The organism is Amycolatopsis sp. WAC 01416, from assembly GCF_003947485.1.
Taxonomy (GTDB): Bacteria; Actinomycetota; Actinomycetes; order Mycobacteriales; family Pseudonocardiaceae; genus Amycolatopsis.
The window spans coordinates 117,749-137,360 of record NZ_QHHX01000005.1; the positions used below are offsets into that span (position 1 = coordinate 117,749).

Below are 19,612 nucleotides of genomic sequence, written 5' to 3' on the forward strand. Positions count from 1 at the left end.
CTCGAATTTCGCCCCAGTACGACCGAAAGGTCACCTTACGTCGGCGGACCGGCCGTGAGGTGACCTTTCGGTACAGCGTGTCTCAGGCGTTTTCGCGTTGGAACGTCCTCGCGCCCCACCAGATGGCCAGAACGGCCATGACCAGCACCACGACACTCCCGGTGAACAACGCGTCCATCGAGAAGTCGCCGCGGAAACTGTTCCGCTCGACATCCACCACATGCCGGAACGGATTGATCCGGGAAATCGTGTACAGCCACTCCGGCGCCGAGCCGGCGGTGATCGGGATCAGGATTCCCGAAAGCAGCAGCAACGGCATGAGGACCGCGTTGAGCAAAGCCGGGAAGGTGTCTTCGCTCTTGAGAGTCAGCGCCAGCGCGTATGAGCACGACGCCAATGTGACCGACAGAAGGAAGACGATCACCAGGCTGAGCAAGACGCCGCTGAACGGCGCGTTCAGGTCGAAGACCAGATACGCCAGCGCGATGATGAGCAACGCTTGGACGACAGTCTGCAGCGCGTTGGCGAGCACCTTGCCGAGCAGCAACGCCACCCGGCTCACCGGCGTGACCCGCATCCGCTCGACCACGCCCGAACGGAACTCCGCGAGAAGCCCGAACCCGACGAACGAACTGCCGAACAGCGCGAGCTGCGCGATGATCGCCGGAGTGAAGATCATCCAGCCGTCCACATCGGACAGGCCTTGCGCGTTGAGCGCCTTCACCAGGAGCGGACCGAAGAAGAACAAATAGAGGAGCGGCTGCATGATGCCGATGACGAGCCACGTCGGGTTACGCAACGCCGCGAGCATGTCGCGGCGGAAGATCAACCAGGTGTCATGCAACATGCGTGGCCTCCTTTTCGGCGGCGTCGTCGACCTGCGCGCCCTCTTCGGCGTCGCGCAGGCTCCGTCCTGTGAGAGTCAGGAAGACGTCGTCGAGCGTCGGCCGGTGCACCTGCATGGACGTCATCGCGATGCCGCGCGCGTCCAGCGCCCGCAGCAATTCGGGCATCGCGGTGTCCCCGCGCGGCACCCGGAACCGCACGGTGCCTTCGGTGACGGTCATCTCGTGCGCCCCTTCGAGGCGGCCCGCGATCTCCGCGGTCTCCGCCGCCGATTCCGGTGAGACCCCGATCACGACACTGTCGCCGGAAACCCTCGCTTTCAATGAGTCCGGTGTTCCCTCGGCGACGATCTTCCCGTCGTCGATGACGATCAGCCGGTCCGAGAGCGCGTCGGCCTCGTCCAGATAGTGCGTCGTCAAGAAGACCGTGACTCCCTGCTCGTCGCGCAGCCTGCGGATGTGGTCCCACAGGTTCGCCCGGCTCTGCGGGTCGAGCCCCGTCGACGGTTCGTCGAGGAAGACGAGACCGGGCGAGTGGATGAGCCCGAGCGCGATGTCGAGCCGACGGCGCTGCCCGCCCGACAGGGTCGCGGTCGTGCGCTGGTCGAGCCCCGCCAAGTCCAGCTGCTCGGCGAGGACGGCTCCGCGTGCGAGCGCGTCCGCCTTGCTCATCCGGTACAGCCTGCCCTGGAACTCGATCTCCTCGACGACCTTGCTCGCCGGCGCGGTGCCGCCGCCTTGGGCGACGTAGCCGATTCGCCGGCGCACCCCCAGCGGGTCGGTGAGCAGGTCACAGCCGCCGACCGTCGCTTCGCCCGCGGTGGGCTTGAGGAGCGTCGTCAGCATGCGCAGGGTCGTGGTCTTCCCGGCGCCGTTCGGTCCGAGGAAGCCGACCAGTTCTCCGGCCGACACGTCGAGATCGACGCCTTTGACGGCGTGGACCTCGCCCCCATTGCGGCCCTTGCGGCGGAAACGCCGCTCAAGGCCGCGTGCCTTGATCATGTCTGCCCCTTTCCGATGCCCAACTAGTCAAGTTTGACTAGTTGTCGGACGCACTGTGCATTAGGTGTCGTTCCGTAGTCAAACTTGATTACTTGGGCGGTGCGCCGAACACCGGTTCGTCGTCGCCCTCGCCCGCCATCACGTACTCACCGGCTTCGAGGCGGCCGATCAGATCTCGCATCCACGTCACGTTCGCTTCCGCGTGCGCGCTCCACAGGCGGTACAGCTCGCTCACGTGAGGCGGTTTCCCCAGGTCGACGGCGTGTTCGCGGGCGTAATGAGTCGACTGGGCGTGTGCTTCCATATTCGCCAGTTGCTGTTTCAGCAGGGCCAGGACCTGCGCGCGGGGCAAAGTCGGCATGAACGTGACCGCCGCCGACAGCGAGTACCCGGTCGCGTCGTCGCTCGACAACGCCCTGCCGAGCTGCACGAGGAACTCGGTCTCGCCGTCTTCGGTCAGCCTGTACGCGGTCCGATCGGGCCCGCCGCCCGCCTCGACGTCCTCGACCTGTTCCAGGAGGCCTTCGGCGGTCATCTTCTTCAACGCGTGATAGATCGAACCCGGCTGGACATTGCCCCATTTGTCGGCCGCCCACGAGAGAAGTTCGCGCCGGACCTGGTAGCCGTGTGCCTTCCCGTACATGCGCACGACACCCAGCACCAGCAGACGCGTGGCGGACACCGAGGCCTCCGATCCTCTCCCGGACAACAATGCCTTAGACGACGTCCGTAGGCTAAACAAGCATGAGCACCCCAGTGTTGACTGCGGTGGCCTGGCCCTACGCCAACGGCCCCCGCCACATCGGCCACGTGTCCGGATTCGGCGTCCCGTCCGACGTCTTCTCCCGCTACCAGCGAATGGCCGGCAACCGGGTGCTCATGGTGTCCGGTACCGACGAGCACGGCACCCCGATCACCGTCCAGGCCGACAAAGAAGGCATGACCTCCCAGCAGACGGCCGACAAGTACACCCGTCAAATCGGCCAGGACCTGCAGGGACTCGGTCTCACCTACGATCTGTTCACCCGCACCACCACGGGTAACCACGCCGACGTCACGCAGCAGATCTTCCTCGCACTGCACCGAAACGGCTACGTCGTCCCCAAGACGACCCGGGGTGCGATCAGCCCGTCGACCGGCCGGACCCTGCCCGACCGGTACATCGAGGGCACGTGCCCGATCTGCGGTTACGACGGCGCGCGCGGCGACCAGTGCGACAACTGCGGCAACCAGCTCGACGCCGCGGAGCTGATCAACCCGAAGTCGCGGATCAACGGTGAAACACCGAAATTCGTCGAGACCGAGCACTACTTCCTCGACCTGACGGCGTTCGTCGAAACCTTGGGCAAGTGGCTGTCCAGCAAGACCGACTGGCGCCCGAACGTCCTCAACTTCACGAAGAACCTGATCGACGACATGCGGCCGCGGCCGATCACCCGTGATCTCGACTGGGGCGTGAAGATCCCGCTGGACGGCTGGCGCGACCAGCCGCTCAAACGCTTCTACGTCTGGTTCGACGCGGTCATCGGCTACTTCTCGGCGAGCGTCGAGTGGGCGCGCCGGTCCGGTAACCCGGACGCCTGGCAGGAGTGGTGGAACAACCCGGACGCCCGCTCCTACTACTTCATGGGCAAGGACAACATCACCTTCCACGCCCAGATCTGGCCCGCGCTGCTCTTCGGCCACAACGGCGAGGGCGATCGCGGCGGCGTGGCGGGCAAGTACGGCAAGCTGCACCTGCCCGACGAGATCGTTTCCAGCGAGTTCCTCACGATGAGCGGCTCGAAGTTCTCGACCTCGCGCGGCACGGTCATCTACGTCCACGACTTCCTGCGCGAGTTCGGCCCGGACACGCTCCGGTACTTCATCTCGGTCGCGGGCCCCGAGACCCAGGACACCGACTTCACCTGGGACGAATTCGTCCGCCGGACCAACTTCGAGCTGGCCAACGAGTGGGGCAACCTCGTCAACCGGTCCATCGCCATGGCTCACAAGAACGTCGGAGCCATTCCGCGTCCCGACGCCCCTACGGCCGCCGACGAGGAGCTCAAGGAGCTCTCCCGCAAGGCGTTCGACACCGCAGGTGCCCACCTCCAGCGGTCCCGGTTCAAAGCCGCGGCGAGCGAGGCCATGCGCGTCGTCACCGCCGCGAACCGGTACCTCTCGGACCAGGAACCCTGGAAGCTCAAGGACGACCCCGCTCGCCGCGACAGTGTCCTGCACACCGCGCTGCAGGTCGTCTCGGACGCCAACACGTTGCTGACCCCGTTCCTGCCCCACTCTGCGCAGAAGGTGCACGAGGCTCTCGGCGGCACCGGTGTCTGGGCGGCCCAGCCGGAACTGCAGGATGTCGAGGACCTCGACATCCCCGGCCGGATCAACCCCATCATCACCGGGGACTACAAGACCGAGCAGGCGCGCTGGAAGTCCGTGCCGATCGAGGTCGGCAAGCCGCTGGAGAAGCCGACTCCCTTGTTCGCCAAGCTGGACCCGGAACTCGGCGAGACCGGTCCCGAATGGGCGCCGATCTCGAAATGATCAGCTGATGGGTGCGGAGAAGAAGGAGCTGCCGCCGATCCCGGACAGATTGCCGGTTTCGGTGGTGGACGCGCATACCCACCTCGACGCGTGCGGCGCGGTCACCGCGGCCGATGTGACGGCCATGGTCGACCGCGCCGAACGCGCCGGTGTTTCCCGGGTGATCACCGTCGCGGACGATCTCGCGTCCGCTCGCTGGGCCGCGCAAGCGTCCACTTGGGACACTCGGGTCTGGGCCGCCGTCGCGATCCATCCCACGCGTACCAAGGAATTCGGCGAGGCCGAGAAATCCGAAGTGGAGAGTCTCGCGAAAGAGTCCAGAGTGGTCGCGGTCGGCGAGACCGGCCTCGACTACTACTGGGACTACTCGCCTCACGACGCGCAACAGGACGCCTTCCGGTGGCACATCGATCTCGCCAAGCGGATCAGCAAGCCGCTGATGATCCATGATCGAGACGCTCACGACGACGTCCTCCGGATCCTCGAGGAAGAGGGGGCGCCCGACCGCGTCGTCTTCCACTGTTTCTCGGGGGACGAGCACATCGCGCGCCGGTGCGTCGACGCGGGATATGTCCTCTCGTTCGCGGGAACGGTCAGTTTCCGCAACGCCCGCGGGCTCCACGAGGCGGCACGGATCGTGCCGGCTGACCAGTACCTCGTCGAAACGGACGCGCCGTTCCTAACGCCGCATCCGTTCCGTGGGCGACCGAACGAGCCCTACTGCGCCGCCTACACGGTTCGGCACCTCGCCTCACTCAGAGGCGAGGCGGTGCACGAGGTGGCCGAATCGGTGCGAGTGACCGCTGAGCGGGTCTTCGGTTTGCCGACAGTCACCATCGGTTGAACGGATTGCGACATTAGTGATCAACAATGGTCCACTCTGATGAGTGACCAACGTCACGACACTCCGGGCGGTGTTTGCGCAACCCGGCGAGGTTCGTTACTGTCCCGTGATCGTGCCGGTCGGTACCCGCTCATGCGGTTTCCGGCTGTTACGCCCACAGTCACGTCAGTGCACGTCGGGGAAGCGGGACCAGGAGAGGTACGGCCTGGAACCGTGACGATGGCGCTGGCTGCGGGTGTCGGACTTCTAGAGGTGTGCCGAAGTGCGCATCGAGACGAAGGACGTAGTGGAGTGGTTGTAGAGCTCCTCGACGTCTTGGGAAAGGGAACGACCCAGTGACTGGTAGCAGTAGGCAGGATGGCTCGCGCCTCGGCGCAGAGACGAACACCTTCGCTTCCTCCGGTTCGGTTGCCGTGCTCGACCGCGACACTCAGTACGGTCAGCTGGACTACTCCGACGATCCGCGCATCACGCATCAGGACGTCCTGGCCGCACTCGGCCCCGACGCAGACACCCTGATGGCAGAGATCGACGTCGACGTCGACGAGCTGATCCGTCTGATCAGCGCCGAGACCACCATGCTTCCGCCGATCGTCATTCCGGACGAGCTGGCCGAAGACCGCACCGCGGGCGCGCCGATGAAGGCCGCGACCAAGGACGAGGTCATTTCGAGCGCGACCCGCGTCTGGAAGAAGCGGTTCCTCAAGGGAACCGTCATGGCGGTGCTGCTCACCCTCGGCGGTGGCGGCGCGGCCGCGATGGCGATGAACAAGAGCGTCACGCTCGACATCGACGGCAAGCAGCAGACCGTCCACAGCTTCGGCGACACGGTCGGCGAGGTCCTCGAAGACGCCGGTCTTTCGGTCGGCGCGCACGACTCGCTCTCGCCCTCGCCGCAGGCCGAGGTAGGCGACGGCGGCGTCATCAAGCTGGAGCGCGGCCGCAAGCTCAACCTGATCGTCGACGGTGCGCCGCAACAGGAGTCCTGGGTCCGCGCGACCAACCTCGGCGACGCGCTGAACCAGCTCGGTCGCGCAGACCTCGCCAAGGCCGGCACCTGGACGTCGCTCCCGCAGAACGGTGAGCTGCCGCTCGAGGGCGCCACCGTCGAGGTCAAGACCCTCAAGAACGTCACGGTCTACGACGGCGCGAACGACCCGCGGAAGGTGCAGACCAACTCGGTCACCACCAAGGAATTCCTCGGTGAGCTCCGGATGACCCTCGGCCCGGACCACGAGGCCGTCGGCGGCCTCGACGTCAAGCTGATCGACGGCGCCGAGGTCCACATCAGCCGGACCGGCGTCACCATGGTCAAGCAAAACGAGGAAATCGCTCCGCCCGAGCAGAAGGTCGACGACCCGGAGCTCGAAAAGGGCAAGACCAAGGTCGAAGACCCGGGCACCCCGGGCCAGAAGACCGTGACCTACAAGGTCACCAACCGCAACGGCAAAGAGGTCGGCCGCGAGAAGGTCTCGGAAGAGGTCATCACCGAGGCCAAGCCCAAGATCGTCAAGGTCGGTACGAAGAAGCCCGCCGATCCGGTCATCGGGGACGCCGGCGCCTGGGATCGCATCGCGCAGTGCGAGTCGACCGGCAACTGGTCCGCCAACACCGGCAACGGCTACTACGGTGGCCTGCAGTTCAACAAGAGCACCTGGGATGCCTACGGTGGCGACCAGTACGCCGCGTACCCGCACCAGGCCAGCAAGGCCCAGCAGATCGCTGTCGCCGAGAAGGTCCGCGAGGACCGCGGTGGCTACGGCGCTTGGCCGCACTGTGGCAAGAAGGCCTGACCGCCAAATAGTTCTCCTTCCTAAAGGCCATCGTGTGGGTTCCGTCCCGCAAGGTGGCCTTCAGGCCGTTAAGGGCTCCTGCGGTGGTGTAGTGCCTCCGGATCTCGGTCTCGACAGTCGTGCCCACCAGCGAGGCGGCCGTATGTGGGCCACATTCCGGGATCGCTGAGCCGCACTGCCCTCTCGGACGCCTCCGTCACCACGGTGTGGGCTTTGGTAGCCCTGGGACCGTGCCTGGGGCGGTCTGGGACGGCTTACCGGGGTCTCGGCCGGCTCCGCGGGCGGAGGCTGCTCGGTGACCCGCTCCGACGCCTGCCGGGGCAACGGGATGTCCGGGCTGCTTTCCGCGAGATCGACGATCTCCGAGAGTGCGTCACCGCGTCTCTCCGCCGGCGTACGGTCGTCGGCTTCTCTGTTCGGAGCCGGATACGCCCGCGGCACCAGAAGCGCGTTCAGGCGGGCGCCTGTTTCGGGGTCGAGGTTGCCACGCAGGTCCCAACGACCGGTGCGCTTCTGACGCAACCAGAACTCGCTTCGCTGAAGTTTCGGACTGGGATCCTCTTTGGGGTTCCCGTCCGGGTCGAGATGCGCGAGCAACTCCGTCCCCGCCACCGTGACGTCGCGTGGTCTGGCGACGCAGGCGAGCTCGACCAGGCCCTTCTCGGCCTCGTGCCGCGTGCTCGCGGTGAGGTGGTCGGGCAGCCGCTTCATGACGGTGACGATCCGGTCGATGCCGGCCTCGGCCAGCGCTCCGGTGGAGGCCGCGGTACCGGTCAAAGGCGCGACGGGGTCGATCGACGTGCCGTCGCGCACCCGTCTCGAATTGAGCGCGACCGCTCGAGCGGTCACCTTCTGGGCCTCCGCTCGAGGAACCCGAGCCACATGCTCGTAAAAGACGGCGATCGAGTTGTATCCGTAGAGCTCACGGACACCACGGGACTCGATCTCGGCCAGGATCTGGCCGACTTCGGCGATCAGACGTCGCCCTTCGCGTAGCCGTGTCTGCAACTCGTCGAGAAGCAGTTCGGCGTCACCTTCCGGCAGGTTGAGCGGGAAGGCCTTGGGAATGTTTGTGCTGGTCATCCTTCGATTGTCGAGGCAGATTCGAACTAATGCACGGTATCGATCGGGTGGATGATCATTACCCTCCGGGGGCGCCGACCTGCGCGTATCACCCTGGAGTGGGATGGGTGTCAGTTCGAAACGCCACAAGGATGATGGGAGCGGATCACGTCGGACCCCTGCCTGAGGGGGTGAGCTGTTCCCACTCCTCGCGGAGCACCCCGTAGACGACGGCGTCGTGCACGCCGCCGGACCAGCGTCGAGCGCGCCGGAACCGGCCTTCTTCGACGAAACCCAGCCGTCGTCCGACGGCGATCATTCCCGGGTTCCCCGAGAACGTCGCGAAGTCCAGGCGCAGCGTGTCGGTGCGGGAGAACAGGTAAGTCGTCCACAGGCGCAAGGCTTCGGTGCCGAATCCGCCGCCCCAGTACCGCTCGTCGTAGATGACCAGCCCCATCCGCCGCCAGTCGGTCTGCCTGCTTTCCCAGTACCAGCTGACCCTGCCGATCAACCTGCCATCGCTCAGGTCGCACACGGCGAGGCTGGCGCGGGGATCGGGCCGTTCGGCGTTGGTGGTCGTGAGTTCGCTCGCCGTGGATGCGACAGCAGCTGCGGTCGGGGTGCCGAAGTAGGGCCCGTTGGTCGTGTGCCAAGGCCGCGCGGGATCGAGCAGGTCTTCGAGCGATCGGAGATCGGATGGCCGCCAGTCGCGCAGCCGGACTTTCTCACCTTCGAGTACGACGTCGTCCACCGGCCAATCGTGGCTTGCCGAGGCTGACTACGATTGTCGGGTGACTGAACTGCTCGGCCCTGCGGAGATCAGGGCGCTTGCGGCCGAGCTGGACGTACGTCCGACCAAGAAGCTCGGCCAGAACTTCGTGCACGATCCCAACACCGTGCGCCGCATCGTCGATCTTTCCGGGATCGGCGAAGGTGACGTCGTGCTGGAAGTCGGGCCGGGTCTCGGCTCGTTGACCCTCGGACTGCTCGCGACCGGTGCCGAGGTCGTCGCGGTCGAGATCGATCCCGTGCTGGCGAAGCGGCTGCCGGACACGGTGGCCGAACGAGGCGGGGCCGAAAGGCTGAAGGTCGTCGGTGCGGACGCTTTGCGGATCACGGCGGGCGACCTGCCAACGCAGCCGACCGCGCTCGTCGCGAATCTGCCGTACAACGTCGCGGTTCCCGTCGTGCTTCACCTGCTCGCCGAGCTGCCGTCGCTCACCAGCGGCCTCGTGATGGTCCAGACCGAGGTCGCGGATCGGATGGCGGCAGGCCCGGGGAGCCGGACTTACGGCGTGCCCAGCGTCAAGCTCGCTTGGTACGGGAAGACGCGCAAGGTCGCCGCGGTGCCCCGCGCGGTGTTCTGGCCGGTTCCGAATGTGGACTCCGCACTCGTCGCTTTCGAGCGGGGCGAAGTGGTGTCGTCCGTTGACCGGGAGCGGCTGTTCGCGGTGGTGGACGCCGCCTTCTCTCAACGGCGGAAGACTTTGCGTGCCGCGTTGGCGTCATGGGCCGGTTCCGCCGAACGCGCGGGGGAGCTGCTCGAAAAGGCGGGGATCGACCCCAAGACCCGCGGTGAGCAGCTGGATGTGCACGAGTTCGCTCGGATCGCCGCGGCGGCCGTCTGACCGACCGTGGAAGATGTGACCGGCACCGCGCCGACGCGAGTTGGTCAAGGTCAGCACGAGTGCGTAAGTCCTCTTCTAGATCTGCCCGAGTCCGGCACGTCTTAGCAGGCAGCGTCCTTGCCGAGGTCCAAGAGCACCTGTCGCTGTCTCAAAGTATGGGCAGCGAATCCTGTATGATGGACGCGACCAGACGTGTGATCTGCGCCTACGCGCTTGCTTTCATCCAGTGGGATCGGTTTTACTCAGTGAACCATCCCGAGCGACTGAGAGACCTGGCTCGCCGAAGTCGCAGCAACCACCCTCCACAGGGCAGGTGCTACAGCCAGGACCGATGGAGGCTGTGCCTAATGAACAGGGTCACCCACCCGCTCCTGCTGACCAGGCGACGCGTTGTCGATGAAGGTCGCCGCACGGTAAGTGCGTGTCGACGCTCCACCGTTACTGCCTGAGTTCTTTCCCTTATCTCTGAATCCGTCCGTTCCGGACGGTTACTCGGTGACGGTCGGCGCGCTCGAAAGATGCAGCGCCCCATGTGCATGGAGCCCTTCGTGATCACTGTCGAAAACCTGTCCAAATCCTTTCCCCTCAACGGAAATCCGGTCGTCGCCCTGCGCGATGTGAGCGTGGACATCCAAGCGGGCTCGCTATTCGGAGTCGTGGGTCCGGCCGGCTCCGGCAAGTCGACCCTCGCTCGTTGCATCGGCCTGCAGGAGCGCCCCGACCGCGGCGTCGTCCGGCTCGACGGCCTCAACACCGGAACCCTCGACGGACGGCGTCTTCGCGAGATCCGCCGCCAGGTCGGTGTCGTGAGCACCAAACCGGAATTGCTCGCCGAGCGCACCATCGCCGGCAACATCGCTTCGCCGCTCGAACAGCTCGGCCTCGACGGTCCGCAGCGCCGCAACCGGGTCGGCAACCTGCTCGACCTGGTCGGGCTCACCCCCCGGGCGGGGCAGCGGCCAGGCGACCTGACCGAGGGGCAGCTGCGCCGGGTGGCCATCGCCAAGGCTCTCGCCGCCGGGCCGTCCGTGCTCTTGGCCGACGACCCGACCGCGGGCGTGCAGCCCGAAGAGTCCGGCGCTGTCCTGACCGTGCTCGACCGGGCGCGTGCCGAGCTCGGAGTCACCGTGCTGCTCACCACTCCCGACGCCGGCGTGGTCCGCCGTGTCTGCGACGACGTCGCGGTCCTGGAGGCCGGGGCGATCATCGAACGGGGAACCGTGCTCGACCTGGTCTCCGACCCGAACAGCCGGACCGCGCAGGCGCTGCTTCCCGCGATCGAGACCGGGCGGGCACAGGCCTCGAAGTACGACCGCGCGGTGGACGTCGTGCTCGTCGGCTTCGCTTCGGTCGGTGCGCTGCTGCCGGAAGCCGCCGGTCGCTTCGACGTCGAACTCGCCACCATCGGCGGCGGTCTGACCCGGATCGGTGACACGCCGGTCGGCCGGTTCCGCCTCGGTGTGCGCGGTGAGCGCGCGGACGCCGCGCTCGCCTGAATCGCCGAACGCGGCGGCCACGTGACCCACCCGGTCCGCGGACCGCAGGGCGTCGCCGCCTGATTACTCCGCGAACGGGCCGTCCAGGACGAAAGCTGTCCGGGCGGCCCGTTTCGTGCCTGACTCGTCCCGTTCTCTTTTCTCCTGGTGACAGCACAAGTGGAGCGGCCACGTAGTCTTGACTGGTGCTCGCCGTCGTACCGCCTCCAGTGACCGTCAGGGTCCCCGCCAAGGTCAACCTGCACCTGTCGGTCGGTGACGTACGCCCGGATGGCTACCACGAGCTGGTGACCGTGTTCCAGGCGCTTTCCCTGACCGACGAGGTGACCGTCGCGGTCACAGAAGACCCCGGTGTCGAGGTTTACGGCGAAGGCGAAGGTGCCGTGCCGACAGGGGCCAACAACCTCGCCTGGAAGGCGGCGCAGGCACTGGCGGCCCACGTCGGCAAGGCGGACGGCGAGTCCAAGGTCCGAGTGGTGCTGCGTAAAGGCATCCCGGTAGCGGGCGGGATGGCCGGTGGCAGCGCCGACGCGGCCGCGACCCTGGTGGGCCTCGCGTCGCTTTGGAAGCTCGACATTTCCCGAGACGAGCTGGCCGGTATCGCCGCGAAGCTCGGCAGCGATGTTCCTTTCGCGCTCTACGGCGGAACCGCGTTGGGTACCGGTCGGGGCGAGCAGCTGGTGCCGGTCTTGTCGAGGCACACGTTCCACTGGGTTCTGGCGTTCGACCAGCGTGGTCTTTCGACTCCGCGGGTGTTCGGCGAGCTGGACAGGTTGCGTGAAGAAGGCAGCCCGCCTCGGATCGGTTCGCACACTCCGGTGGTCGAGGCGCTGGCGTCCGGTGATCCGCGGCAGCTGGCGTTGCTTCTCGGCAATGACCTGCAAGCGGCCGCTGTCTCGTTGCGTCCGGGACTGCGGCGCACGTTGCGGGCCGGGGTCAACGCCGGTGCGCTTGCCGGCACCGTGTCCGGATCCGGGCCGACCTGTGCCTTTCTGTGCGCGGACGCGCAGTCGGCCGTCGAGGTCGCCGCGGAGTTGTCCGGTGCGGGGGTCTGTCGCACGGTTCGTGTCGCGCACGGGCCGGTCCCCGGAGCCCGGCTGGTCGGCGGGGATGACGCGCCGCGACCGTCGCCGCCTCGGGTGCACGCATGAGGGTGTCCGAAATGGACACCGACTAATTCGTTGTGTTGCAAGCTTTTTGGAAAGGATCGGCTGAGGCATGGCCAACTTGGTCAACCTGGAGTCGGTGAGCAAGTCCTTCGGGGTGCGCCCGCTGCTCGACAGTGTTTCGCTCGGTGTGGCGGAGGGGCAGCGTATCGGCGTCGTCGGTCTCAACGGGGGCGGGAAGACGACGCTGCTGGAGGTCCTCGCGGGGATCGCCGAGCCGGATACGGGACGTGTCAGTCAAGTCCGGGGCTTGCGGATGGCCGTGGTCACCCAGCGGACCGAACTTCCCGACGGCAGCACGGTCGGAGATGTCGTTCTGGAGCGCTACGGCGCTGAGCACGAGTGGGCCGCTGACGCGCGAGTCAGGTCCATTATGGATGGTCTGGGAATTACCGCTCTCGGAATCGAGAAGGCGACGGCGAACCTGTCCGGTGGCGAACGGCGCCGCGTCGCGTTGGCGGCGGCCCTCACCGGTGAACTGGACCTCGTCGTGCTCGACGAGCCCACCAACCATCTCGACGTCGAAGGTGTGCGCTGGCTCGCGGATCACCTGCTCAACCGCAGGATCGCGGTCGTGGTCGTTACCCACGACCGGTGGTTCCTCGACACGGTCGCGAGTGTGACCTGGGAGGTCGCCAACGGTCGCGTCGAGCAGTACGAAGGCGGATACGCGGACTGGATCTTCGCGCGGGCCGAGCGGGCGAGGCTGGCGGCGACGGCCGAGGAAAAGCGGCAGAACCTGGCGCGTAAGGAGCTCGCATGGCTGCGTCGCGGCCCGCAGGCCAGGACGTCGAAGCCGCGTTACCGCGTCGAGGCGGCGGAAGCCTTGATCTCCGATGTGCCGGAGCCGCGGGATTCGGTCGAACTTCAGACTTTCGCCCGGCGTCGGCTGGGGAAGACCGTGCTGGAGATCGAGGACGCCACGTTGACCGTCGGCGGCGACCGCACCTTGCTCGATCACGTCACGTGGCGGATCGGGCCCGGCGACCGGATCGGCCTGGTCGGCGTCAACGGGTCCGGCAAGACCACACTGCTCAAGCTGCTCGGCGGCGACACCGAGCCTGAGACCGGACGGCGCATCCAGGGCAAGACGGTCAGCCTCGCGCACCTGCGGCAGGAGCTCGACGATCTGCCGGGTGATCTGCGCGTGCTGCAGGCGATCGAAGAGGTGTCGGGGCGGGTCGTGTTCGGCAAGCAGGAACTCACCGCTTCGCAGCTGGCCGAAAAGCTGGGGTTCCCCGCGTCGAGGCAGTGGACTCCGGTCGAAGACCTTTCCGGTGGTGAACGGCGACGCCTCCAGCTGTGCCGGCTGCTGATGGCCGAGCCCAACGTGCTGCTGCTCGACGAACCGACGAACGATCTCGATATCGACACTCTGCAGCAGCTGGAAGACCTGCTCGATTCGTGGCCGGGCAGCCTCGTCGTCGTTTCGCACGACCGGTACCTGGTTGAACGCGTCTGCGACACGATCGTCGCCCTGTTCGGGGACGGGCAGGTGACGCATCTGCCTGGCGGGATCGAGGAGTACCTGGACCGGCGCGCCAAGAGTCTCGAGAAGGCCGGTGCCGACCGGAAGCAGGGCAACGGGCAGGTTTCCGGTCCCAAGAAGAGCGCCGCGGAACAGCGGGCGGCGCAGAAGGAACTGTCCCGCCTCGAGCGCAAGCTCGACCAGCTGCACGCGAAGGAAGAAAAGCTGCATGCGGCACTCCTCGGGGCGGCCACCGACCCGACGAAGCTCATCGAGCTGAACACCGAACTGAAAGCCGTCGAAACGGAGAAAGAGGAGGTCGAAGCCCAGTGGCTGGAGACCTCCGAAGACGCGGAGTGAGTTCACTCGACGGCGCGCGCGTCTTTCGGCGCGGACAGTAGTGTGACGCGCATGAGTCGGTTCGTGGACACGCTCGTCGCCACCGCGGCGGGGCGAGGTCAGCAGCGGGGAATGGTCACCGGGGAGCCCAAGGAGCCGGTTCGGCGTACGTGGGCCGAGATTCACGAGCAAGCCAAGCGGGTCGCCGGCGGTCTGGTGACTGCCGGGCTCGAGCCCGGCAAAGCGGTGGCGGTCCTGGCGGCGGCACCGTCGTTGATCGCGCCGACGGTTCAGGCGGTATGGCTCGCCGGTGGCAGCGTGACGATGCTTCACCAGCCCACGCAGCGCACTGACCTCGCCGAATGGGCCGAGGACACGGTTCGTGTGCTGCGGATGATCGGCTCCGGCCTGGTGCTGCTCGGTGAGCCGTTCGACCAGTTGGCGCCGGTGCTCACCGAGCACGGCATCGCCTTCCAGGTCATCACCGAGCTGATCGAGGCCGAACCGCTGGCGGAGCCCGTGCCGACGGCCGAATCGGACACTGCGCTGTTGCAGCTGACCAGTGGGTCGACGGCCGACCCGAAGGCCGTTCGGATCACCTACGGAAACCTGTACTCGAACGTCAAGGCGATGGTCGAACGCGCCGAGTTCGATTTCGACGTCGATGTGATGGTCTCGTGGCTGCCCACGTTCCACGACATGGGGATGGTCGGCTTCCTGACGGTCCCGATGACGTTCGGCGTCGAGCTCGTCAAGATCACGCCGCTCGAGTTCCTTTCGGGACCGTTGATCTGGCCGCAGCTGATCAGCAAGTACAGCGGCACGACCACGGCCGCGCCGAACTTCGCCTACGCGATCGTGGGCAGGCGCATGGCCCGTGTCGAGGACGACAACGCTTACGACCTTTCGAAGCTGCGGATCGCGCTGAACGGCGCCGAGCCGATCGACGAGACGGCCGTCCAGACATTCGTCGAGGCGGGGTCCCGGTTCAAGATGCCCGCCGAATGCGTTTTCCCGGCGTACGGCATGGCGGAGGCGACCCTCGCAGTTTCGTTCGCGCCGTTGTTCACCGGTTTGACACTGGACGTCATCGAGGCCGACGCGCTTGAGGCGGACAACCGCGCGGTGCCGGTCCCCGAAGGCGACCCGCGGCGCGGGACCGATGAGGTCCGGTCCTTCGCGGTGCTCGGGCCGCCGCTCGACGGGCTCGAAGCCGAGATCGTCGACGACAAGGGCACCGTGCTCGGCGTGCGTGAGGTCGGGGAGATCCGGCTGCGCGGCGAGGCCGTGACGCCGGGCTACCTGACGATGGAAGGCCCTCTCGCGACACAGGACGAGAACGGCTGGCTGCTCACCGGCGACCTCGGTTACCTGGTCGACGGCATGATCGTGATCTGCGGCCGTCGCAAGGACGTCATCATCATGGGCGGCCGGAACCTGTACCCGACCGACATCGAACGGGCGGCGACCTCGGTCGAGGGGGTCCGGGCGGGGAACGCCGTGGCCGTGCGGATCGACGCCGGCAGCCGTCGGGAACGGTTCGCCGTCGTTGTCGAATCGAAACTCGCAGGGGACCCGGAGACCGAGAAGGCGCTGGCGAAGGAGGTCGCGGCAAAGGTGCGCGGCGCCGTCGACATGCGGCCCTTCGCGGTCGTTGTGCTTCCGGCGGGAAGCCTGCCCAAGACGCCCTCGGGCAAGGTGAAGCGGGCCGCGACCGCCTCCCAGTTCGCGGACAAGATCGCCAAGAACGCGGCGACCAGCTGACCCGAAAGGGTCGGGCCCGCGAATATCGCGGGCCCGGCCCTCTCGCAGCACCTCCCGTTGGTCAGCGGCGTCGCCAGGGTGGCTTACGGGTGTGGGTGTGTTCCAAGGCGGGCGCGATGTAGTAACCGGCCGACTGGGAGAGTCCGGCCAGCGTCCCCTCGACGTCCCGGAGGAACGCGTCGACGGCCGTCGGGTCGTAGCCTCGTTTCGAAAGCGGTGCTTTGGCGAACGCCACGTTGTGGACGTCCGAAACCGACAAGTCGTCGTCGCCGTCGAGAGTCGCCGCGACCCGTTCGAGGAACGCGTCCACCGCCGGTTCGTGATAACCCCGGGCGCCGATCGGCGCCCGGTCGAACTGCCGGGTTCTGGCCTCGAACGCGCTTACGGGCACTAGCGCTCCCGCAGGAATTCGACGGGACCGCGGTCCGGAACGGCGCGTTCGGCGGTCGCCTCGTCCTCTCCACGCGCGCCAGGCACGCCGGGTACGTGCTGGCCGGTCCGGTGGGCGAGCTGCTCTTCGACCTTGTCGAGGAAATCGTCGACTTCGCGTTCGTCGTAGCCGCGCTTGCCGATCAACGGGCGCGAGAACATGACGTGGTGGACCTCGGCGGCCGTCAGGTCGTCCCGGTCCGAGATCGTGTCGGCGATCCGCTCCAGGAACGCGTCGACCTCGTGTTTGGCGTATCCGCGCCGCCCGATCGGGGCGTTCGGGAAAGTGGCGCCGGTGATGTCTTCGGCCGTAAACGACATGAAACTCTCTCCGGTTCGGTGGGGAATGCGATCTCCGCATTCCGTCCTAACGGGTTTGAGAGTTCCCCGGAAGAGCTCGCGCTATTCCACGACTCGATCAGGGGCGTGGTGAAACGCCTTCGAGTGACGAGTTGTAACACACCGCCATGTGAGCGGTTTCACCCAGCGTGGAAGGTGTTCTGGGCCGCGGCGAGACCGGTGCTGATAAGCGCTTCAACGGCGTCGGCGCAACGATCGATCTCGAAAGCGAGCTCTTTGCGTTCGACCGTCGAGAAGTCTTTCAGCACGAAATCCGCCGGATCCTGCCGTCCCGGAGGGCGGCCGACGCCGAAACGGACACGGTAGTAGTCCTTCGTGCCGAGCGATTTGGTGATCGAGCGGAGACCGTTGTGACCGTTGTCGCCGCCGCCCAGTTTCATCTTGAGCGCGCCGAAGTCGACGTCCAGCTCGTCGTGAACGACCACGACACCGGTCGGGGGGATCTTGTAGAAACGGGCCGCGCCCACGACTGGGCCGCCCGAGAGGTTCATGTACGAGCGCGGCTTGGCCAGGACCACTCGCTGCCCGGCGAGCCTGCCTTCGAGGACTTCGGCGCCGCTCTTGTGGGCCTTGAACTTGCCGCCGACGCGGTGGGCGAGCTCGTCGAGCACCATGAAGCCGACGTTGTGCCTGTTGCCCGCGTATTGGGGGCCGGGATTGCCAAGGCCGGCGAGCAGGATCTGCTCGCCGGCCCCAGGAAGTACTGCTTCGGTCACACCAGTGACTTTATTCGGCGTCCTCGGCGGGGGTCTCGGCCGCCTCGCCGGCGCCCTCGTCGCCCTCGAGCGCGGACTCGGACGGCGACTCGTTCACGGCGACGACCAGCGCATCGGGGTCGGTGACCAGCGAGGCGCCCTTCGGCAGGACGACGTCCGAGGCGTTGATCTGGGTGCCGGCGACGACGCCCTCGACCGAGACCTCGACCTGCTCGGGGATGTGCAGCGCCTCGACCTCGATCTGGATGGCGTCGAGGTCGGTGGTGACCAGGGTGCCAGGGCCGGGGGTGCCGGTGACGACGACGGGGATGTCGACGGTGACCTTCTCGCCGCGGATGACGACCAGCAGGTCGACGTGCTCGATGTAGTTCTTCAGCGGGTGGACGACGATGGTCTTCGTCAGCGCCAGCTCGCTCTTGCCCTCGAGGTCGAGGGTGATGACGGCGTTGCTGCCGTTCTCACGCACGACGCGGGCGAACTCGATGGCGGGCAGGGCGTAGTGGCGCGGTTCCGAGCCGTGCCCGTACAGCACCGCGGGGATCTTGCCGGCGCGACGCGTGCGGCGCGCGGCACCCTTGCCGAATTCGGTGCGGGGCTCGACGGACAGGCGTACCTCGGACACGGTGTAGCACTCCTTCAATTCACCAACATGTTCAGCGAAATCATGCTGAGGTGGGGATGGTTCGGGGCGGTTCTGGTGTTCGGCGGCGAATTCCACAGGCGTGCTCGACCGCGTGTGGCCACTCAAGCCGCCGCGTCGATCACGTCGGGCACCAGGTGCTCACGGAACCCGCCTCGCCGAGACCGGGAAAGTGTAGACCAACCGGTCGTGCGGGGGTCCCGCCGGGTGGCTCGTTCAGGTGACAACTCGGTGACAGCTGCTTCGGGAACCCGCGGATGCGGTGGTGCGTGACCCCTTTTCTAAGGTGTGATCTCCTCGCACTTGAGAACAAAGGGGGCCGTATGCCGGCACGACGGTCGAGGATCGGCGCGATCGCCGCCCTGTGCTGCCTCGTGGCCGGTTGCGACGTCGCGATCGACGGCGCGGCGGGGATCTCGCCTGCCGAGCAGCAGCGGGTGGACCGGCGTGCCGAGCAGCGTGGCGCTGTCGAGAGCGCGCTGAAAGCACTCGAACAGGCACCGGCTGTTGTCTACAAGTCGACAATAAAGGATGCTTCGGGTCAACCTTCGGAACTGCAGTTCCGGATCACTCGTAACGGAAGCGCGCACGGTGCGCTTCCGGTCGACGGCAAGGCCATTCAGGTCATCTCGGCGGACAAGCAGTTGTACGTCTCGGCGACCCCGGAGTACTGGAAAGCGCACGGGCTCGGCAACAGCGACCTGTACGGCACCGGCTGGGTGCGCACGGACAGCTCGGACCTGCCGGTGAACGCCGTCGAGGTGCTCAACCCGCGCAAGGCCGCGTCGACACTCCGGACCGCGGTGGCCGGGATGAACCCGCTGACCGATCCGGTCCGGTCGAAGTTGCCGGACGGGACCGAGGTCTACGACGTCGGGAGCGGGCTCGGAGCACTGCGGGTGACCGCAGCCGCGCCGCACCGCGTCGTCAGTTTCGCGCCTTCCCTCGTCGCTGCGGCGGGCGGCAAGACGCTCGGTGCCGAGATGCGGGTCGAGCCGCTCGCGGGGGACGCGCTCAAGAAACTCCAGACCGATCTGGACGCCGCGGTCGGCGGGATCGGGCAGCCGTTCGACGCGCTCACCCAGGTCAACGTCAGCGTCGTCAACGACAAGCTGGACTGCACGGACTTCGTCGGAAGCTGCCGGGCGACCATCGACGTCGCCAACACCGTCATCGGCGGCGTGAGCGGGACGCCCGTGCACCTGACGCTGACCGTCGACTTCACCGCGCAGTCCCTCGGCGCGCAGTCCTGCACGGCGGCCGCCGACGCGGCACCGGACACCACGACGAGCATGACCTGCGAGGTCAAGTTCAAGCTGCCGAATCGGAACGCCAGCTACCAGGTCCAGGCGAAGCCGTCGGCGCGCGGTGAAGTCCGGGTCCCGGTCGACGTCAACGGCGTTCGCGAAAAGCTCAAGTCCGAGTTCGCCACGCTGGGCGGCTGACCTGCACACTCACCCCGGGGTGCGTTGCGTACGTTGAAGTAGCCGAACTCGCGTTCTTAACATCGGCGTGGTCGCCG

17 protein-coding genes, 1 pseudogene and 1 riboswitch are annotated in these 19,612 nt (G+C 66.9%); of the genes and pseudogenes, 9 read left to right on the forward strand and 9 right to left on the reverse strand.

The genetic code is table 11. The features are described from left to right. Positions 1-82: 82 nt before the first annotated feature. The 3 genes from DL990_RS17785 to DL990_RS17795 form a co-directional block, all read right to left on the reverse strand. A complete protein-coding gene (locus DL990_RS17785) occupies positions 83-847 on the reverse strand; it encodes an ABC transporter permease (protein ID WP_125782476.1) in 765 nt (254 codons plus the stop codon). Next, on the reverse strand, positions 837-1,847 hold the full coding sequence (locus DL990_RS17790) for an ATP-binding cassette domain-containing protein (protein ID WP_125782478.1): 1,011 nt from the start codon (positions 1,845-1,847) through the stop codon (positions 837-839). The genes DL990_RS17785 and DL990_RS17790 overlap by 11 nt, the downstream gene beginning before the upstream one ends. Before the next feature lie 88 nt (positions 1,848-1,935). Then, positions 1,936-2,529: a PadR family transcriptional regulator gene (locus DL990_RS17795; RefSeq protein WP_125782481.1), complete on the reverse strand. Its 594-nt coding sequence runs from the start codon at positions 2,527-2,529 to the stop codon at positions 1,936-1,938. 62 nt (positions 2,530-2,591) lie between these two features. Between DL990_RS17795 and metG the strand changes: the two genes are divergently transcribed. The 3 genes from metG to DL990_RS17810 all read left to right on the forward strand — a co-directional run bounded on the left by metG (position 2,592) and on the right by DL990_RS17810 (position 7,022). Next, positions 2,592-4,385 (forward strand): methionine--tRNA ligase, encoded by a 1,794-nt coding sequence (gene metG / locus DL990_RS17800; RefSeq protein ID WP_199746447.1) that lies wholly within the window; start codon positions 2,592-2,594, stop codon positions 4,383-4,385. Positions 4,386-4,392: 7 nt separating this feature from the next. Continuing rightward, complete coding sequence (locus DL990_RS17805; protein WP_125799336.1) at positions 4,393-5,229, forward strand: TatD family hydrolase; 837 nt, start codon at positions 4,393-4,395, stop codon at positions 5,227-5,229. Between the two features lie 413 nt (positions 5,230-5,642). Next, on the forward strand, positions 5,643-7,022 hold the full coding sequence (locus DL990_RS17810; protein ID WP_125799619.1) for a resuscitation-promoting factor: 1,380 nt from the start codon (positions 5,643-5,645) through the stop codon (positions 7,020-7,022). A gap of 60 nt (positions 7,023-7,082) precedes the next feature. Here DL990_RS17810 and DL990_RS17815 read toward each other — a convergent pair whose 3' ends face one another. Together DL990_RS17815 and DL990_RS17820 are read right to left on the reverse strand one after the other, a co-directional pair. Next, positions 7,083-8,105 (reverse strand): DUF222 domain-containing protein, encoded by a 1,023-nt coding sequence (locus DL990_RS17815; RefSeq protein ID WP_125782485.1) that lies wholly within the window; start codon positions 8,103-8,105, stop codon positions 7,083-7,085. A gap of 145 nt (positions 8,106-8,250) precedes the next feature. Next, positions 8,251-8,835: a GNAT family N-acetyltransferase gene (locus DL990_RS17820; RefSeq protein WP_125782487.1), complete on the reverse strand. Its 585-nt coding sequence runs from the start codon at positions 8,833-8,835 to the stop codon at positions 8,251-8,253. A 40-nt stretch (positions 8,836-8,875) separates the two neighbouring features. On the opposite strand from DL990_RS17820, the gene rsmA reads away from it, so the two are divergent. The 5 genes and pseudogenes from rsmA to DL990_RS17845 all read left to right on the forward strand — a co-directional run bounded on the left by rsmA (position 8,876) and on the right by DL990_RS17845 (position 15,945). Then, positions 8,876-9,712, forward strand: coding sequence for a 16S rRNA (adenine(1518)-N(6)/adenine(1519)-N(6))-dimethyltransferase RsmA (rsmA, locus tag DL990_RS17825; protein WP_125782489.1), 837 nt, complete (start codon positions 8,876-8,878; stop codon positions 9,710-9,712). A gap of 247 nt (positions 9,713-9,959) precedes the next feature. Beyond that, a riboswitch (SAM riboswitch) is annotated at positions 9,960-10,050 on the forward strand. A gap of 210 nt (positions 10,051-10,260) precedes the next feature. Continuing rightward, a pseudogene (locus DL990_RS17830) lies at positions 10,261-11,271 on the forward strand (methionine ABC transporter ATP-binding protein). Between the two features lie 122 nt (positions 11,272-11,393). After that, entirely contained in the window at positions 11,394-12,359 is a 966-nt protein-coding gene (locus DL990_RS17835) for a 4-(cytidine 5'-diphospho)-2-C-methyl-D-erythritol kinase (protein WP_125791768.1), read from the forward strand. 67 nt (positions 12,360-12,426) lie between these two features. Then, positions 12,427-14,202, forward strand: coding sequence for an ABC-F family ATP-binding cassette domain-containing protein (locus DL990_RS17840; RefSeq protein WP_125782495.1), 1,776 nt, complete (start codon positions 12,427-12,429; stop codon positions 14,200-14,202). 51 nt (positions 14,203-14,253) lie between these two features. Next, positions 14,254-15,945, forward strand: a complete 1,692-nt coding sequence (locus tag DL990_RS17845; RefSeq protein WP_125799337.1) for a fatty acyl-AMP ligase — start codon at positions 14,254-14,256, stop codon at positions 15,943-15,945. Positions 15,946-16,006: 61 nt separating this feature from the next. On the opposite strand, the gene DL990_RS17850 is transcribed toward DL990_RS17845, so the two are convergent. From DL990_RS17850 to DL990_RS17865, 4 genes are all read right to left on the reverse strand, one after another. Further along, positions 16,007-16,336 (reverse strand): DivIVA domain-containing protein, encoded by a 330-nt coding sequence (locus DL990_RS17850; protein WP_125782499.1) that lies wholly within the window; start codon positions 16,334-16,336, stop codon positions 16,007-16,009. Beyond that, on the reverse strand, positions 16,336-16,695 hold the full coding sequence (locus tag DL990_RS17855) for a DivIVA domain-containing protein (protein ID WP_125782501.1): 360 nt from the start codon (positions 16,693-16,695) through the stop codon (positions 16,336-16,338). Before DL990_RS17855 ends, DL990_RS17850 begins: the two co-directional genes overlap by 1 nt. A 158-nt stretch (positions 16,696-16,853) precedes the next feature. Then, on the reverse strand, positions 16,854-17,450 hold the full coding sequence (pth, locus tag DL990_RS17860) for an aminoacyl-tRNA hydrolase (RefSeq protein ID WP_125799338.1): 597 nt from the start codon (positions 17,448-17,450) through the stop codon (positions 16,854-16,856). A 10-nt stretch (positions 17,451-17,460) separates the two neighbouring features. Next, entirely contained in the window at positions 17,461-18,072 is a 612-nt protein-coding gene (locus tag DL990_RS17865; RefSeq protein WP_125782505.1) for a 50S ribosomal protein L25/general stress protein Ctc, read from the reverse strand. Between the two features lie 341 nt (positions 18,073-18,413). Between DL990_RS17865 and DL990_RS17870 the strand changes: the two genes are divergently transcribed. Then, a complete protein-coding gene (locus DL990_RS17870; RefSeq protein ID WP_125799339.1) occupies positions 18,414-19,535 on the forward strand; it encodes a hypothetical protein in 1,122 nt (373 codons plus the stop codon). Positions 19,536-19,612: the final 77 nt, after the last annotated feature.

Coding starts and splice junctions, on each gene's coding strand:
- DL990_RS17785 (WP_125782476.1), bottom strand. CDS start 847: ATGTTGCATGACACCTGGTTGATCTTCCGCCGCGACATGCTCGCGGCG.
- DL990_RS17790 (WP_125782478.1), bottom strand. CDS start 1,847: ATGATCAAGGCACGCGGCCTTGAGCGGCGTTTCCGCCGCAAGGGCCGC.
- metG (WP_199746447.1), top strand. CDS start 2,592: ATGAGCACCCCAGTGTTGACTGCGGTGGCCTGGCCCTACGCCAACGGC.
- DL990_RS17805 (WP_125799336.1), top strand. CDS start 4,393: ATGGGTGCGGAGAAGAAGGAGCTGCCGCCGATCCCGGACAGATTGCCG.
- DL990_RS17815 (WP_125782485.1), bottom strand. CDS start 8,105: ATGACCAGCACAAACATTCCCAAGGCCTTCCCGCTCAACCTGCCGGAA.
- DL990_RS17840 (WP_125782495.1), top strand. CDS start 12,427: ATGGCCAACTTGGTCAACCTGGAGTCGGTGAGCAAGTCCTTCGGGGTG.
- DL990_RS17845 (WP_125799337.1), top strand. CDS start 14,254: ATGAGTCGGTTCGTGGACACGCTCGTCGCCACCGCGGCGGGGCGAGGT.
- DL990_RS17855 (WP_125782501.1), bottom strand. CDS start 16,695: ATGTCGTTTACGGCCGAAGACATCACCGGCGCCACTTTCCCGAACGCC.
- DL990_RS17870 (WP_125799339.1), top strand. CDS start 18,414: ATGCCGGCACGACGGTCGAGGATCGGCGCGATCGCCGCCCTGTGCTGC.